Raw genomic sequence first — 14552 nt, 5'->3', positions numbered from 1 at the left:
GGGCGAAATCATGGGTTTACGCTTTAAGACGCACATTTACCACGCCGTCAGTCTGGCGTTCAACCACCAGATCTTCCAGGCTGCTCAGCACGAGGTCGGCTTCATCCAGGCGAGGGGCATCGGCGGGCACGTTGACCGCGATAGTGCGACAGCCGGCCGCCAGTCCGGAGAGGAGCCCCGCCGGCGCATCTTCCACCACCGCGCACTCCCCGGCAGGCAGACCCAGCCGCTCGGCGCCCAGCAGATAGGCGTCCGGCGCCGGTTTGCCGTGTTTCACCTGCTCGGCGGTGACGAACACCTCAGGCATCGGCAGGCCCGCCGCGCGGTGACGCGCGTGGGCAACCGGAATCGAGCCGGAGGTGACAATCGCCCACGGGATCCCGGCCTCATTGAGCGTATTCAGCAGGGCTAATGCCCCCGGCAGCGCGACGATACCCTCAATATCAGTGGCTTCTATCTGCTCGAGGTAGCGAAATTCGGCCTGGATATCCTCCTCGCTGCGCCCCGGCATAAAATGGCGAATGGAGGTAATGGCCTGCTTGCCGTGAATAAAACTGAGAATTTCATCATGGTCAATGGCGAAACGATCCCCCCACTTGCACCATGAACGCTCCACCACCGGCAAGGAATCCACCAGCGTCCCGTCTAAATCGAACAGGAAACCTTTACACTGCACGGGCACCTCCCTCAGGCGTTGATAATTTGATTAATTTCATTACTGCTCAGATGATACTGGCGCGGGCAAGCGTGCCAGACGCTCAGCATCCGCTGATATTTCTCCCACATCGGAGTCTGCGAGTTAAAGCCATGGGTACCGGCGTCAAAATGGCTGTAGCGGCCTTCAACGTTGACCATAAAACGCACATAACCGAGATAACGCGCTTCGGTGGCGGCATCAAATCCGAGGAAGGTGACCCGGCGTTCATCGATACCCGCCGCGTCTTTCAGGTTGGTCCAGGAGACGTGCAGCGCGTGGTACATCTCCATGATATCAATAACGGTACGGCAGGTTTCTTCCGTCAGCTGGCCAAACTCGCGGTCCAGTTCACGCATCTGTAGCCCATACCCTCGCTCTATGATGGTTTGCAGACGACGGTAGCGTTCCGCATTATCCGGGTCGAGCATCGTCATCATTTTGTACTGATTGGATAAAATCAGACGCTGCGCATTGGTCATTTCCATGTTGTGACTCCTGTAGCACGGTAGGGCGTGAAATAAAGAAGGCGCATAAATCATGCGCCTTCTTTTATATGCGTTTTCCGTAGTGAATTACAAATCATCAAGGAAAGTTTTATCCAGTTGTTTGAAGGCGCGCTTAAGCGTGTCAGCCAGCGCCTGATAATCGGGCTTGCCTTCGACCGGTGCCAGCGCCTGCCCCGCCTCCTGCAGTTTACCGCGCACTTCATAGAACCAGTTAAGAATGGAGGGCGGCAGCGGCGTCACCGAACGCTTACCCAACCACCAGAGTCCCTGCATCGGCAGGCTCAGCGCAAACAGCGCGGTAGCGACGGCGGGGCCCAGCTGGCCGCCAAGAGCTATCTGCCAGCAGAGGGTAAAAATGGCGATTGGCGGCATGATGCGGATGGCATAGCGGGTGGCACGAATAATGCGGTTTTCAATAAACACCGGCGCGAGGCGCTTGTCGAGAGGCCAGGTCTTTGCGTAATGCTGCCCGCGGTTGAACAAGCTAAAGAAGCTAACGGGGCGTTTCTCAGGGGTCGACATGGCTTTACCTCAACTTTACATATAAAACTTAAAAAAATTCGTGCAAAACACCAACTATGCATGACATCGTTCAAAAGATTTTGGCAAAGGATGCCGCAATCAGGTATCCTGTGCCCGCCTGAAAGGGCGGTTAGACTCTTTGCCAGGCTAGTCAAATTATCGCATATTCTGCCATTGGCTGAAAATTATGCAAAATGGCATAAAATCAAATGTACTTCTCTCATCGTGCCCGAAAACAGAACAAGGCATGATGTTAATCATAAATGTCGAGGTCATCCTGCGCTACGCTAATGACACACTGACGTTTTTTTAGCCACGTATCATAAAAAGGTACTTCCATGTCGAGTAAGTTAGTACTGGTTCTGAACTGCGGTAGCTCCTCTCTGAAATTTGCTATCCTTGACGCCGTGAACGGCGACGAATATCTGTCCGGTTTAGCGGAATGCTTCCACCTGCCGGAAGCCCGTATCAAATGGAAAATGGACGGCAGCAAACAAGAAGCCGAGTTAGGCGCGGGCGCCGCGCACAGTGAAGCGCTGAACTTTATCGTTAACACTATTCTGGCACAAAAACCAGAACTGTCTGCTCAGCTGACCGCAATCGGCCACCGTATCGTACACGGCGGTGAAAAATACACCAGCTCCGTGGTGATCGACGAGTCCGTAATTCAGGGTATTAAAGACGCCGCGTCTTTCGCACCGCTGCACAACCCGGCACACCTGATCGGCATCGCTGAAGCGCTGAAATCCTTCCCGCACCTGAAAGACAAAAACGTGGCTGTATTCGATACGGCGTTCCATCAGACCATGCCGGAAGAATCCTATCTCTACGCCCTGCCGTACAGCCTGTACAAAGAGCACGGCGTTCGTCGTTACGGCGCGCACGGCACCAGCCACTTCTACGTGACTCAGGAAGCCGCTAAGATCCTCAACAAGCCGGTGGAAGAGCTGAACATCATCACCTGCCACCTCGGCAACGGTGGTTCTGTTTCCGCTATCCGTAACGGTAAATGCGTTGACACCTCCATGGGTCTGACCCCGCTGGAAGGCCTGGTGATGGGTACCCGCTCCGGTGACATCGATCCGGCCATCATCTTCCATCTGCACGACACCCTGGGCATGAGCGTTGACGCGATCAACAAAATGCTGACCAAAGAGTCCGGCCTGCTGGGTCTGACCGAAGTCACCAGCGACTGCCGCTACGTGGAAGACAACTATCAGGAAAAAGCCGACGCTAAACGCGCAATGGACGTTTACTGCCACCGCCTGGCGAAATACATCGGTTCCTACGCCGCGCTGATGGACGGCCGTCTTGACGCCGTTATTTTCACCGGTGGTATCGGTGAAAACGCCGCGATGGTGCGTGAGCTGTCGCTGGGCAAACTGGGCGTACTGGGCTTTGAAGTTGACCATGAGCGTAACCTTGCTGCCCGCTTCGGCAAGTCTGGCTTCATCAACAAAGAAGGCACCCGTCCTGCCGTGGTTATCCCGACCAACGAAGAGCTGGTCATCGCGCAAGACGCCAGCCGTCTGACCGCATAATTCCACATCGCCAGCCCTGACCCGCAATAATTCGAGCTGCAGGAAGGCGGCGACACAGCAAAACCCCGGCCGCGTACAGCGCGTACGCCACCGGGGTGAGCAAGTAGAGCCAACGCACGTGCAACTTGAAAGATGACGGATAGCTGGCGGTGCTGTTTTGTATCCCGCCTGATACTGGCGGTAACGAAAGAGGATATACCGTGTCCCGTACTATCATGTTAATTCCTACCGGTACCAGCGTAGGTCTGACCAGCGTCAGCCTCGGTGTGATCCGCGCTATGGAACGCAAAGGCGTTCGTCTGAGCGTCTTTAAACCTATCGCCCAGCCGCGTTCCGGTGGCGATGCCCCAGACCAGACCACCACCATCGTTCGCGCCAGCTCCTCCACCACCACCGCCGCTGAACCGCTGAAGATGAGCCATGTTGAGTCTCTGCTCTCCAGCAATCAGAAAGATGTGCTGATGGAAGAGATCATTGCCAACTACCACGCGAATACTCAGGACGCGGAAGTGGTGCTGGTGGAAGGCCTGGTACCGACCCGTAAGCATCAGTTCGCCCAGGCGCTGAACTTTGAAATCGCCAAAACGCTGAACGCTGAAATCGTCTTCGTGATGTCTCAGGGCACCGACACGCCAGAACAGCTGAACGAGCGTATCGAACTGACCCGTAACAGCTTTGGCGGCGCCAAAAATACCAGCATCACCGGCGTTATCGTCAACAAACTGAATGCCCCTGTCGACGATCAGGGCCGTACCCGTCCTGACCTGTCGGAAATTTTCGACGACTCGTCGAAAGCAAAAATCGTGAAGATTGACCCGGCTCAGCTGCAGAAAGGCAGCACGCTGCCGGTGCTGGGCGCAGTGCCATGGAGCTTCGATCTGATCGCGACCCGCGCGATCGACATGGCTCATCATCTGAATGCGACCATCATTAACGAAGGCGATATCAATACCCGCCGCGTGAAATCCGTGACTTTCTGCGCGCGCAGCATCCCGCACATGCTGGAACACTTCCGCCCTGGTTCTCTGCTGGTTACCTCCGCAGACCGTCCTGACGTGCTGGTTGCGGCCTGCCTGGCGGCAATGAACGGCGTGGAAATCGGCGCCATTCTGCTGACCGGCGGCTATGAAATGGACGCGCGCATCAGCAAGCTGTGTGAACGCGCTTTCGCGACCGGCCTGCCGGTATTCATGGTCAACACCAACACCTGGCAGACCTCCCTGAGCCTGCAGAGCTTTAACCTCGAAGTACCGGTTGACGATCACGAGCGTATCGAGAAAGTTCAGGAATACGTGGCCAACTACATCAACGCCGACTGGATCGAATCGCTGACCGCGACCTCCGAGCGCAGCCGCCGTCTCTCTCCGCCAGCCTTCCGCTACCAGCTGACCGAGCTGGCGCGCAAAGCCGGCAAACGTGTCGTTCTGCCGGAAGGCGACGAACCGCGTACCGTGAAAGCGGCGGCGATTTGCGCCGAACGCGGGATCGCCACCTGTGTCCTGCTGGGTAACCCGGATGAGATCAACCGCGTAGCCGCGGCCCAGGGCGTTGAGCTTGGCGCCGGCATTGAAATCGTCGATCCGGAAGTGGTTCGCGAAAGCTATGTGGGTCGCCTGGTCGAACTGCGTAAGAACAAAGGCATGACCGAAGCGGTCGCGCGTGAGCAGCTGGAAGACAACGTGGTTCTCGGCACCCTGATGCTGGAACAGGACGAAGTCGACGGTCTGGTATCCGGCGCGGTTCACACCACTGCCAACACCATTCGTCCGCCGCTGCAGCTGATCAAAACCGCGCCGGGCAGCTCGCTGGTCTCCTCCGTGTTCTTCATGCTGCTGCCGGAACAGGTTTACGTTTACGGCGACTGCGCGATCAACCCGGACCCGACCGCCGAGCAGCTGGCGGAAATCGCTATTCAGTCCGCTGAATCCGCGATTGCCTTCGGCATCGAGCCGCGCGTGGCGATGCTCTCCTACTCCACCGGTACCTCCGGCGCGGGTAGCGATGTCGAGAAAGTCCGCGAAGCGACCCGTCTGGCCCAGGAAAAACGTCCTGACCTGATGATCGACGGCCCGCTGCAGTATGACGCCGCGGTGATGGCTGACGTAGCGAAGTCCAAAGCGCCGAACTCACCGGTAGCTGGCCGCGCGACCGTGTTCATCTTCCCGGATCTGAACACCGGTAACACCACGTACAAAGCGGTACAGCGCTCTGCCGACCTGATCTCCATCGGGCCGATGCTGCAGGGTATGCGCAAGCCGGTCAACGACCTGTCCCGTGGCGCGCTGGTAGACGATATCGTCTATACCATCGCACTGACCGCGATCCAATCGGCTCAGCAGCAGAAGTAATCTGCCGCTGTGGTCAAAGCAAAAGGCAGCCGAATGGCTGCCTTTTTGTCGTCAGGAGGCGAGCGACGATTGCTGTCGCGCGTTTGCGATCTTTATTCGCGCTCGCTCTCTTCCGCATCATCATACTCATTACCGGCGTTGCGGGTCATCCACAGCGCCAGCGCTTTCAGGGAGTCCGGCGTGAACTCATCGCAGCGGGCGGTGATCTCTTCCGGCGTTAACCAGCACACCTCGCTGACCTCTTCTTCCTGCAGGGCGAACGGCCCGTGGGAGACGCAGCTAAACAGACTTCCCCAGACGCGGCAGAATTTGTCTTCGTAATAAAACTGGCCGTGATCGGCAAACGGCACCCCGGCGATGCCTAACTCCTCTTCCGCCTCGCGACGGGCCGATTCCAGCAGCTGCTCATCAGCCTGCACGACGCCGCCAGCGGTGGCATCCAGCATGCCCGGATGAAAGTCTTTTGTCTCGGTGCGTCGCTGCACCAGAATTTTCCCCATTCCGTCATGAACGACGATATAGGTCGCCCGGTGGCGCAGGCACTGCGCGCGCATTTGCTCGCGGCTGGACTGTGCTATCACCTCATTGTTTTCATTAACAATATCGACCCATTCTGTGCTTGCCAAATGATTCTGTTCCGCCATCAGGAAACCTTACTTTAAATGCGCTCTCGCGGCGCGTCTTTATGATTGAGGGCTAAATTACGGGTAAATTGCAACCTCTGCAATAACCTGATTATCATTGAGTGCTAAAACCTGCAGCCGCCCCTGATCCAGCAGCCCATAGCTGGCGGAATATCCCCCTTTCGGGATACTCACTGAGCCGGGATTAAAGAGGTAAATTGCGCCGCGTTTTTCCGCGACCGGTATATGAGTATGGCCATATGCCAGGACATCGCCAGCGGCCAGCGGCGGCAGATTATCCGGACTATAGAGATGCCCGTGGGTCAGAAACAGGCGATAGCGTTCGCTAAGCACCTGCTGCCAGGGCGCGGTCATTGGAAAACGAAGCAGCATCTGATCCACTTCGCTGTCGCAGTTGCCGCGAACGGCAACAATGCGTTCCGCCACGCTGTTCAACCGCTCCGCCACCTCACCCGGCGCATACCCCTCAGGCAGCGCGTTACGCGGACCGTGATTGAGCACATCGCCGAGTATGATCAGCCACCTGGCGCCGCTTTGCGCGAACCGTTCAAGCACGCGTTCCGTGGCGGGCAGCGAACCATGAATATCGGAGGCAAACATCAGCTTCATAGGTTCCATCTCCACTGGTTACGATGCCTCTATGATAGCGGAAGCGCGGCGGGTTATCAGCCTCAGCGTTTGGCGGAAAGCGCCACGTAACGCTGGATTGAGGCCCGCTGCCACTGGAAAGACGCATAATCAGCCAGCGCCTCCGGTACCTTATCGCCATTGAGAACCAGGCGATTGAGCATCAGCGCCAGGTCTGCGTCGGCAATAGACCATTCGCCAAATAAATTTTTCCCGCCGTGGGCCAGTAGCGTGGTGGCGGTGGCAAACAGCTTTTCCGCAGATTGCCTGCCGGCCTCGCTGAGGTCCGGCATTTTCGCCCCGTCAAACACCACGGCGGTGGATCGCTCTTCACGAATTGGCATCAGATCGCTGCGCAGCCAGGCCTGGATCTGCCGGGCGCGGGCTCGTTTTTGCAGATCATGCGGGTAGATGCGCTCCCACTCCGGCGGCGCGAAACGCTCATCCAGATACTCAGTAATCGCCGAAGACTCACTTAGCGCGAAATCATCAACCTCCAGCAGCGGTACGCGACGGGTGGCGGCATAGCCTGTCCAGCCCGCCTGCAGATGTTCGCCGCGGTTCAGGTCGACGGTTTTAAGGGTAAAAGGCAGGCTTTTTTCCTGCAGAGCGACATAGACAGACATCACGTACGGTGAGAAAAAATCGGCATCGGACCACAGGGTAATGACAGGCTGGCTCATAGCTTCCTCAAGGGTGGTAGACAGGACAATAAGCCAACATAGCCTGTCTTACAGGCGATGTCACTGCTCGAGCGCGGACGACACGTCGCCTGGCTGCCGGGTCGCTTGCGGAATTTCTCCCGGGTGGCGCAGCTTCACCTATACTCGAACAGTTTGCGACCCACGACGGCGGGAAATATTATGATCGATCTTTACTATGCACCCACCCCAAACGGCCACAAAATCACCCTGTTCCTCGAAGAGGCGGAGCTAGCCTATCGGCTAATTCGGGTCGATATCGGCAAAGGGGAACAATTTCATCCGCAGTTTCTGGCGATTTCGCCGAATAATAAAGTTCCGGCTATCGTCGACCACATGCCTGCTGACGGCGGGGCGCCATTGAGCGTTTTCGAGTCCGGCGCCATCCTGCTCTATCTGGCGGAAAAAAGCGGTAAGCTGCTGAGCGGCGAGCTGCGGGAACGCTACGTCACGCTGCAGTGGCTGTTCTGGCAGGTCGGCGGGCTGGGGCCGATGCTGGGGCAAAATCAACATTTTTCCCACTCCGCGCCGCAAACCGTGCCCTACGCTATTGAACGTTTTCAGGTGGAAACCCAACGACTGTATGGGGTGCTAAATCAGCGTCTGGGATGCAGCCCGTGGCTTGGCGGCGACCACTACAGTATAGCCGACATCGCCGCCTGGCCCTGGGTGAACTGCCATGTCCGACAGCGTATCGATCTGGCGAACTATCCGGCGGTGCACAACTGGTATGAGCGCATTAAGCAGCGGCCGGCAACGGCGGAAGCGATGTTAAAAATTCAACTTTATTAACCCCCTGCTCGCCCGTCGCGCTTTGTTGTATGATTGCAGGACTTACACCACGGAGGAAGCCTGCAATGTCTCAACCAGACGCCATTATTCGTATTAAGAACCTGCGCCTGCGGACTTTTATTGGTATTAAAGAGGAAGAGATCGCCAACCGCCAGGACGTGGTAGTGAATGTAGCCATTCACTACCCTGCCGATAAAGCGCGCGACAGCGAGGACATCAATGATGCGCTGAACTACCGCACCATTACCAAGCGTATAATCAGCCATCTTGAGAATGGCCGTTTTTCGCTGCTGGAAAAATTAACTCAGGATGTGCTGAATATCGCATGCGAACATCACTGGGTCACATATGCTGAAGTGGAGATTGATAAACTTCATGCGCTGCGCTATGCCGACTCGGTGTCCATGACCATGAGCTGGCGTCGCTAACCATGTCAGGGAGGTGGTATGAAGATCCTGCTTACTGGTGGTACCGGCCTGATTGGCCGACATCTGATACCCAGATTGCTGGAGCTCGGGCATAGCGTCACGGTCTCCACGCGACATCCGGATACCGCCCGCGCCCGTCTCGATCCGCGCGTCACCCTGTGGCGCGATTTCGAGGGCCATCACCACCTCAATGACATTGATGCCGTCATCAATCTGGCGGGTGAACCCATCGCTGATAAACGCTGGACGGCCGAGCAAAAACAACGCTTGTGCCATAGCCGCTGGGATCTCACGCAGCGGCTGGTGGGCCTGATCCACGCCAGCGACACCCCTCCCTCCGTGCTGATCAGCGGGTCTGCCATCGGCTACTATGGCGACCTCGGCGAGGTGGTGGTGACCGAAGAAGAGCCACCGCACAATGAGTTTACCCATAAGCTGTGCGCCCGCTGGGAGCAAATTGCCTGCGAAGCGCAAAGCGAGCGCACCCGCGTCTGCCTGCTGCGCACCGGCGTGGTACTGGCTCCGCGGGGCGGTATTCTCGGCAAAATGACACCCGCCTTTAAGCTCGGCCTCGGCGGGCCTATCGGCAATGGCAGACAGTACCTGGCCTGGATCCATATCGACGATATGGTTAACGGCATTCTGTGGCTGCTGGATAACGATCTGCGCGGTCCGTTCAATATGGTTTCTCCCTACCCGGTGCATAACGAGCAGTTCGCCCATGCGCTGGGTCATGCGCTCCATCGACCGGCGATTTTCCGCGTTCCCGCAGCCGCTATCCGCCTGTTGATGGGGGAATCCGCCGTCCTGGTGCTCGGCGGCCAGCGCGCGCTGCCAAAGCGTCTGGAGGCCGCCGGCTTTGCCTTCCGCTGGTACGATCTGGACGAAGCGCTAAAGGATGTGCTGAGTTAATGGCTGACACAGGGGAGCATTGGCTCCTCTGATTCCATTCTGCTGGCTCATGCTCCACGCCTGGATGGCCTCACCCTGGCGCTGCAGCATCGCCATATTCAGGACAACCAGCGCCCTTAATCGCCTGAATTCACCGCCAGCCGGCCGGTTCGCCGGTGTTACCTGGCAAAGCAAAGTGCTAAGGTAGGCTTTTCTTTCTGCGTATTGACTGCTTTATGACGACCATCACCACACCACGCCTTTCGCTTACCCGCTTTGTTACCGATGACTGGCCCTTTTTTCTGCGCCTGCGCCAGGATCCGCAGGTGATGCGTTTTATGGGGGAGGTGTTAAGCGAGGAGGCGCTGCGCAGCGTCTTCGTCAGTCGCTGTGCCGATCCCGGGGTGTTTGTATTGCGCGATAAATTCGGCGAGGCGCTGGGCGATATTGGGCTCCGCATCAGTCCGAAAAATCCGCACGAAGCTGACGTCGGCTACGCGCTGCTGCCTCAGGCTCAGGGAAAAGGCTATGCCAGCGAAGCGCTGCGGGCGGTCTGCGAGTATGGTTTCACCACCCTGGGGGTGCAGGCCATCAATGCCTGGGTGCTGGGTGAAAACCGTGGCTCATCGCGCCTGCTGGAGAAGCAAGGCTTTGTGCGCACCCAGGTGCTGGAGAAAGCCTATCATCTGAACGGCGTCGATTACGATGACTGGATCTATCGGCTGGAGCGGGAAGCTCATCCGGCGTCCGCAGACGCCGGATGAGCCGATTATTTCAGCGAACCTTTCAGAAACTGCTGCAGGCGCGGGCTTTTCGGCGCGCCAAACAGCGCATCCGGATGCCCTTCTTCTTCAATTTTACCCTGATGCAGAAAAATGACATGTGAAGAGACGTGGCGGGCAAAGCCCATTTCATGGGTCACCACCACCATGGTTTTTCCCTCTTCTGCCAGCTGCTGCATAATGCGTAACACTTCGCCCACCAGTTCCGGATCCAGCGCGGAGGTCGGTTCATCAAACAGCAGCACTTCCGGTTCCATCGCCAGCGCGCGGGCAATAGAGACACGCTGCTGCTGGCCACCGGAAAGATGCACCGGATACTTCGCCTGCTGACGTTCGTCTATCCCGACCTTGGCCAGATATTTTACCGCCCGTTCGCGCGCTTCCTGTTTGCTTAAGCCCAGCACCTGAATCGGCGCCTCCATGACGTTCTCCAGCACCGTCATATGGCTCCACAGATTGAAATGCTGAAACACCATGGTCAACCGGGTGCGCAGCAGGCGCAACTGGTTCTTGTCGGCCACCTTCAGCTGGCCGTCTTTATCCCGTACCAGACCAATATTTTGGCCGCTGACGACGATCGTGCCTTCGCTCGGTTTTTCAAGGAAGTTAATACAGCGCAAAAAGGTACTTTTTCCGGAACCCGATGAACCGATGATGCTGATAACGTCCCCGGCTTTCGCCTGCAGCGAGACGCCCTTCAGCACCTCGTGTTCCCCATAGCGTTTATGCAGATCGATAACGTTTAATTTATTGTCGGACATGGCGTTCTCAATGCGTCGAAGAAGGTTTGATATGCTGCAACCAGCGCTTTTCCGCTTTACGGAACAAGCTAATCAGCACATACGAGATAATTAAATAGAGCACCGCGGCGATGCCAAACGCGGTGAACGGCTGATAGGTGGCCGAGTTGATATCGCGGGCGATTTTCAGCAGATCCGGTACCGTAGCGGTAAACGCCAGCGCGGTAGAGTGCAGCATGAGGATCACTTCGTTACTGTAGGCCGGCAGTGCAATCCGCAGCGCGGAAGGCAGAATAATGCAGCGATACAGTTTGACTGACGAGAAGCCGTAGGCCCGCGCCGCTTCAATTTCTCCGGCGGGTACTGAGCGGATCGCGCCGGCGAAAATTTCAGTGGTATAGGCGCAGGTATTCAGGGTTAACGCCAGTACCGTGCAGTTTAGCCCGCTGCGGAAAAAAGCGTTCAACAGCTCCGTGCCTTTGACGATTTCCAGGGTATACATGCCGGAGTAAAAAACCAGCAGTTGCACATACAGCGGCGTGCCGCGAAATATGTAAGTGAACAGCCAGATGGGGAACTGGATAAACTTATTGCTCGAGACGCGGCCGATGGCCAGAAACACCGCCAGGATGCCCCCCATTACCACTGAAGAGATCAGCAACCATAAGGTAATCGCCACGCCGGTAAAGCGATAGCCGTCGGTCCACAGTAGTGATTTCCAGTACTCCTGAATAATTTCAATCACAGGTCAGCCCTCTTCACGCCAACGGTATAGCGGCGTTCGAGCAGCAGCAGTACGCCATTAGAAACGGTGGTAAACACCAGATAAATCAGGCCGCAGACGATGGCGAAGTAGAACGGCTGCCAGGTGCTTTTCCCGGCCAGCTGCGTGGCTTTGACCACATCCTCCAGCCCCAGCAACGAGACCAGCGCCGTCGCCTTGAGGATAACCTGCCAGTTGTTGCCTATCCCCGGCAGCGCGTAGCGCATCATCGCCGGGAAGAGAATACGCCGGAACGTCTGCCCGCCGCTAAAGCCAAAGGCGGTAGCCGCTTCGATATGCCCCTTCGGCACCGCCAGGTAGGCGCCGCGGAAGGTTTCCGTAAAATAGGCGCCATAGATAAAGCCAAGGGTAATAATCCCGGCGATCATCGGATCGATATCAAACTGGGCCATGCCCAGCGCGTCGGTAACGCTGTTTAGCGCAATCTGCAGGCCGTAGAAAATCAGCAGCATCAGCACCAGATCGGGCACGCCGCGGATCAGAGTGGTATAGCCTTCAAACACCAGCGCCAGTGGACGATTGCTCGATAACTTTGCGCCAGCGCCCGCCAGCCCTATCAGGACGGCGAGAACGACCGAGCTGAGCGCAAGCTCCAGGGTGACGAGCGCACCCTGCAAAATAACCTGTGAAAACCCATACAGCATGCTGCCTACCCTGTCTGTCATTCACCATTGCGCGCGAAACGCGCGCAATGGCGAGGCGTGAGAATTATTCGCCGTATACGTTAAAATCGAAATATTTTTTCGCCAGCTTGTCGTAGGTGCCGTCCTTACGCATCTCTGCAAACGCCTTATTCAGCGCTTCACGCAGTTCGTTGTCTTCCTTACGCAGCCCCATACCGGTGCCAACACCAAACAGTTTCTCGTCTTTGATTGACGGGCCACCAAACTGGTAATCTTTACCGATAGGCTGTTTCAGGAACCCTTCGCTGGCCGCGACCTCATCCTGGAACGCGGCGTCGATCCGGCCGGCGGTCAGGTCGGAATAGATATTGTCCTGCCCCTGATAGGAGACAATTTCGATACCTTTCGGCGCCCAGTGCTCATTGCCATAGGTTTCCTGAGTCGTCCCCTGCAGCACGCCCACGCGCTTACCCTTGAGGGTGGCGAGATCCGGCGTTACCGGGCTGCCCTTTTTCACCACCAGACGCGAATCTGCCGCATACAGCTTGTCAGTGAAGGCAATTTCCTGCTGGCGCTTTTCAGTAATCGACAGCGAAGACATAATCGCGTCGATTTTCTTCGCTTTTAAGGAGGGGATCAGCGCATCCAGCGGGTTTTCAACAAAGGTACATTGCGTATTAATACGCTTACACAGCTCTTTTGCCAGATCGATATCAAAACCGACCAATTCTCCCTGCGCATTCTTCGATTCGAAGGGAGCATAAGTCGGATCGGTACCGATACGAATTTTTTGCGGGATGGCGGCAAAGACCGTGGAAACGCTGGAAAGGGCCAGCGCTAAAGAGAGAGACAACGCCAGTTTTTTCATAACTATCCTCGACAGACTGTCATTCTAACGGGTTTATTAGAACTATTTACGCCAGTTATCGTGCCATTATTCGCCCCTTAAGGGCAAAGATTTATGCACCAGAAAGGCCGATTTTTTGCATCAGAAACGCTTAACTATGCATTTTTTAGCCAAAAAACTGGCTGCTTTTGCACTGAAATGATCCACAGCGCGTTTAGATGCACCCTTTTGGGGCATGGATACGAACCTGGCGGCAGGCCCACCCCATTGTGCGGGCCTGCAGCAGTCTTAGTCGCCGTACACGTTAAAATCGAAGTATTTCTTCGCCATTTTGTCGTAGGTGCCGTCTTTACGCATTTCGCCCAGCGCTTTATCAAACGCGGCTTTCAGCTCGGCGTCGTCCTTACGCAGGCCGATACCGGTGCCGTCGCCAAAGTACTTTTTGTCTTTAACGGACGGGCCGGCGAAGGCGAAATCTTTCCCGGCAGGCTGTTTCAGGAAGCCTTCGCTGGCGGCGACTTCATCCTGCAGCGCCGCATCCAGACGGCCAGCTGCGAGGTCTGAATAGATCAGATCCTGGTTCTGGTAAGCCACCACGTCAACGCCCTGGCTGCGCCAGCGGTCGTTAGCATAGGCTTCCTGAGTAGAACCCTGCAGCACGCCGACGTGCTTGCCTTTCAGCGCCTCCAGCGTCGGCTGGATCGGCGACCCTTTGGCGGCGATCAGACGCGAGTCAGCGGCATATAGCTTGTCAGAGAAGGCGATCTCTTGCTGGCGCTTCTCGGTAATAGAGAGGGAAGAGATGATGGCATCAATCTTCTTCGCCTTCAGGGAGGGGATCAGGGAGTCAAAATCGCTGCCGACCCAGGTACATTTCACCTTAATTCGGGAGCACAACTCATTGCCTAAATCGATATCAAAGCCAACAAAGTCCCCTTTCGCGTCTTTCGACGAAAATGGCGCATAGGTCGCGTCAGTGCCAATGCGAATGCTCTGCGGCAGAGCAGCAAACACGCTGGCCGTGCTGCTCATTCCCACGAGTAAAGAGAGAGCCAGAATCGTCTTCTTCATACAGTACC

At 56.6% G+C, this 14552-nt stretch carries 18 protein-coding genes; 6 read left to right on the top strand and 12 right to left on the bottom strand.

Annotated elements, in window-relative coordinates; translation table 11 throughout:
• Positions 1-16: 16 nt before the first annotated feature.
• The 3 genes from OHJ17_RS07590 to yfbV all read right to left on the bottom strand — a co-directional run bounded on the left by OHJ17_RS07590 (position 17) and on the right by yfbV (position 1725).
• Positions 17-676: a sugar phosphatase gene (locus OHJ17_RS07590; protein ID WP_004174996.1), complete on the bottom strand. Its 660-nt coding sequence runs from the start codon at positions 674-676 to the stop codon at positions 17-19.
• An 11-nt stretch (positions 677-687) separates the two neighbouring features.
• A complete protein-coding gene (locus OHJ17_RS07585; protein WP_002913193.1) occupies positions 688-1182 on the bottom strand; it encodes a YfbU family protein in 495 nt (164 codons plus the stop codon).
• 87 nt (positions 1183-1269) lie between these two features.
• Positions 1270-1725, bottom strand: a complete 456-nt coding sequence (gene yfbV, locus OHJ17_RS07580) for a terminus macrodomain insulation protein YfbV (RefSeq protein WP_002913194.1) — start codon at positions 1723-1725, stop codon at positions 1270-1272.
• Between the two features lie 338 nt (positions 1726-2063).
• Here yfbV and ackA point away from each other — a divergent pair, with 338 nt between their 5' ends.
• The gene (ackA, locus tag OHJ17_RS07575; RefSeq protein ID WP_023287869.1) at positions 2064-3266 is read left to right on the top strand and encodes an acetate kinase; all 1203 of its coding nucleotides are present in this window, start codon (positions 2064-2066) and stop codon (positions 3264-3266) included.
• Between the two features lie 200 nt (positions 3267-3466).
• On the top strand, positions 3467-5614 hold the full coding sequence (gene pta, locus OHJ17_RS07570) for a phosphate acetyltransferase (protein ID WP_002913196.1): 2148 nt from the start codon (positions 3467-3469) through the stop codon (positions 5612-5614).
• A 92-nt stretch (positions 5615-5706) separates the two neighbouring features.
• Here the strand turns inward: pta and yfcD are convergent, their stop codons facing one another.
• The 3 genes from yfcD to yfcF all read right to left on the bottom strand — a co-directional run bounded on the left by yfcD (position 5707) and on the right by yfcF (position 7568).
• Positions 5707-6258: an NUDIX hydrolase YfcD gene (gene yfcD / locus OHJ17_RS07565; protein WP_002913197.1), complete on the bottom strand. Its 552-nt coding sequence runs from the start codon at positions 6256-6258 to the stop codon at positions 5707-5709.
• A 57-nt stretch (positions 6259-6315) separates the two neighbouring features.
• Positions 6316-6867, bottom strand: coding sequence for a phosphodiesterase (yfcE, locus tag OHJ17_RS07560; RefSeq protein WP_004174991.1), 552 nt, complete (start codon positions 6865-6867; stop codon positions 6316-6318).
• Positions 6868-6929: 62 nt separating this feature from the next.
• Positions 6930-7568, bottom strand: a complete 639-nt coding sequence (gene yfcF / locus OHJ17_RS07555) for a glutathione transferase (protein WP_004174989.1) — start codon at positions 7566-7568, stop codon at positions 6930-6932.
• Between the two features lie 180 nt (positions 7569-7748).
• Between yfcF and yfcG the strand changes: the two genes are divergently transcribed.
• The 3 genes from yfcG to OHJ17_RS07540 all read left to right on the top strand — a co-directional run bounded on the left by yfcG (position 7749) and on the right by OHJ17_RS07540 (position 9718).
• The gene (gene yfcG / locus OHJ17_RS07550; RefSeq protein ID WP_004174988.1) at positions 7749-8378 is read left to right on the top strand and encodes a GSH-dependent disulfide bond oxidoreductase; all 630 of its coding nucleotides are present in this window, start codon (positions 7749-7751) and stop codon (positions 8376-8378) included.
• A gap of 65 nt (positions 8379-8443) precedes the next feature.
• Positions 8444-8806, top strand: a complete 363-nt coding sequence (gene folX / locus OHJ17_RS07545) for a dihydroneopterin triphosphate 2'-epimerase (RefSeq protein WP_002913200.1) — start codon at positions 8444-8446, stop codon at positions 8804-8806.
• Positions 8807-8824: 18 nt separating this feature from the next.
• Complete coding sequence (locus OHJ17_RS07540) at positions 8825-9718, top strand: TIGR01777 family oxidoreductase (RefSeq protein WP_002913203.1); 894 nt, start codon at positions 8825-8827, stop codon at positions 9716-9718.
• On the opposite strand, the gene OHJ17_RS07535 is transcribed toward OHJ17_RS07540, so the two are convergent.
• On the bottom strand, positions 9698-9814 hold the full coding sequence (locus OHJ17_RS07535) for a hypothetical protein (RefSeq protein ID WP_004217247.1): 117 nt from the start codon (positions 9812-9814) through the stop codon (positions 9698-9700). The two genes, OHJ17_RS07540 and OHJ17_RS07535, sit on opposite strands and share 21 nt — an antisense overlap.
• A gap of 119 nt (positions 9815-9933) precedes the next feature.
• Here OHJ17_RS07535 and OHJ17_RS07530 point away from each other — a divergent pair, with 119 nt between their 5' ends.
• Entirely contained in the window at positions 9934-10461 is a 528-nt protein-coding gene (locus tag OHJ17_RS07530; protein ID WP_004140943.1) for a GNAT family N-acetyltransferase, read from the top strand.
• Between the two features lie 5 nt (positions 10462-10466).
• Here OHJ17_RS07530 and hisP read toward each other — a convergent pair whose 3' ends face one another.
• The 5 genes from hisP to argT form a co-directional block, all read right to left on the bottom strand.
• Positions 10467-11240, bottom strand: coding sequence for a histidine ABC transporter ATP-binding protein HisP (gene hisP, locus OHJ17_RS07525; protein WP_002913206.1), 774 nt, complete (start codon positions 11238-11240; stop codon positions 10467-10469).
• 7 nt (positions 11241-11247) lie between these two features.
• A complete protein-coding gene (gene hisM / locus OHJ17_RS07520) occupies positions 11248-11964 on the bottom strand; it encodes a histidine ABC transporter permease HisM (RefSeq protein ID WP_002913207.1) in 717 nt (238 codons plus the stop codon).
• Entirely contained in the window at positions 11961-12647 is a 687-nt protein-coding gene (locus OHJ17_RS07515; RefSeq protein ID WP_002913208.1) for a histidine ABC transporter permease HisQ, read from the bottom strand. The genes hisM and OHJ17_RS07515 overlap by 4 nt, the downstream gene beginning before the upstream one ends.
• A 64-nt stretch (positions 12648-12711) precedes the next feature.
• The gene (hisJ, locus tag OHJ17_RS07510; protein WP_002913209.1) at positions 12712-13494 is read right to left on the bottom strand and encodes a histidine ABC transporter substrate-binding protein HisJ; all 783 of its coding nucleotides are present in this window, start codon (positions 13492-13494) and stop codon (positions 12712-12714) included.
• A gap of 267 nt (positions 13495-13761) precedes the next feature.
• Entirely contained in the window at positions 13762-14544 is a 783-nt protein-coding gene (argT, locus tag OHJ17_RS07505) for a lysine/arginine/ornithine ABC transporter substrate-binding protein ArgT (RefSeq protein WP_002913210.1), read from the bottom strand.
• Between the last annotated feature and the right edge of the window lie 8 nt (positions 14545-14552).

The sequence above is a fragment of the Klebsiella sp. KP20-425-1 genome, assembly GCF_025813515.1.
Lineage (GTDB): Bacteria > Pseudomonadota > Gammaproteobacteria > Enterobacterales > Enterobacteriaceae > Klebsiella > Klebsiella pneumoniae.
The sequence above is the reverse complement of the archived record's forward strand: the minus strand, read 5'-3'. Positions and strand labels throughout refer to the sequence as shown.

Bases quoted from the DNA above. Each gene is read 5' to 3' on its own strand.
- OHJ17_RS07585 (WP_002913193.1), bottom strand. From the start codon at position 1,182: ATGGAAATGACCAATGCGCAGCGTCTGATTTTATCCAATCAGTACAAA.
- yfbV (WP_002913194.1), bottom strand. From the start codon at position 1,725: ATGTCGACCCCTGAGAAACGCCCCGTTAGCTTCTTTAGCTTGTTCAAC.
- ackA (WP_023287869.1), top strand. From the start codon at position 2,064: ATGTCGAGTAAGTTAGTACTGGTTCTGAACTGCGGTAGCTCCTCTCTG.
- yfcD (WP_002913197.1), bottom strand. From the start codon at position 6,258: ATGGCGGAACAGAATCATTTGGCAAGCACAGAATGGGTCGATATTGTT.
- yfcE (WP_004174991.1), bottom strand. From the start codon at position 6,867: ATGAAGCTGATGTTTGCCTCCGATATTCATGGTTCGCTGCCCGCCACG.
- yfcF (WP_004174989.1), bottom strand. From the start codon at position 7,568: ATGAGCCAGCCTGTCATTACCCTGTGGTCCGATGCCGATTTTTTCTCA.
- yfcG (WP_004174988.1), top strand. From the start codon at position 7,749: ATGATCGATCTTTACTATGCACCCACCCCAAACGGCCACAAAATCACC.
- folX (WP_002913200.1), top strand. From the start codon at position 8,444: ATGTCTCAACCAGACGCCATTATTCGTATTAAGAACCTGCGCCTGCGG.
- OHJ17_RS07540 (WP_002913203.1), top strand. From the start codon at position 8,825: ATGAAGATCCTGCTTACTGGTGGTACCGGCCTGATTGGCCGACATCTG.
- OHJ17_RS07535 (WP_004217247.1), bottom strand. From the start codon at position 9,814: ATGGCGATGCTGCAGCGCCAGGGTGAGGCCATCCAGGCGTGGAGCATG.
- OHJ17_RS07530 (WP_004140943.1), top strand. From the start codon at position 9,934: ATGACGACCATCACCACACCACGCCTTTCGCTTACCCGCTTTGTTACC.
- hisP (WP_002913206.1), bottom strand. From the start codon at position 11,240: ATGTCCGACAATAAATTAAACGTTATCGATCTGCATAAACGCTATGGG.
- OHJ17_RS07515 (WP_002913208.1), bottom strand. From the start codon at position 12,647: ATGCTGTATGGGTTTTCACAGGTTATTTTGCAGGGTGCGCTCGTCACC.
- hisJ (WP_002913209.1), bottom strand. From the start codon at position 13,494: ATGAAAAAACTGGCGTTGTCTCTCTCTTTAGCGCTGGCCCTTTCCAGC.
- argT (WP_002913210.1), bottom strand. From the start codon at position 14,544: ATGAAGAAGACGATTCTGGCTCTCTCTTTACTCGTGGGAATGAGCAGC.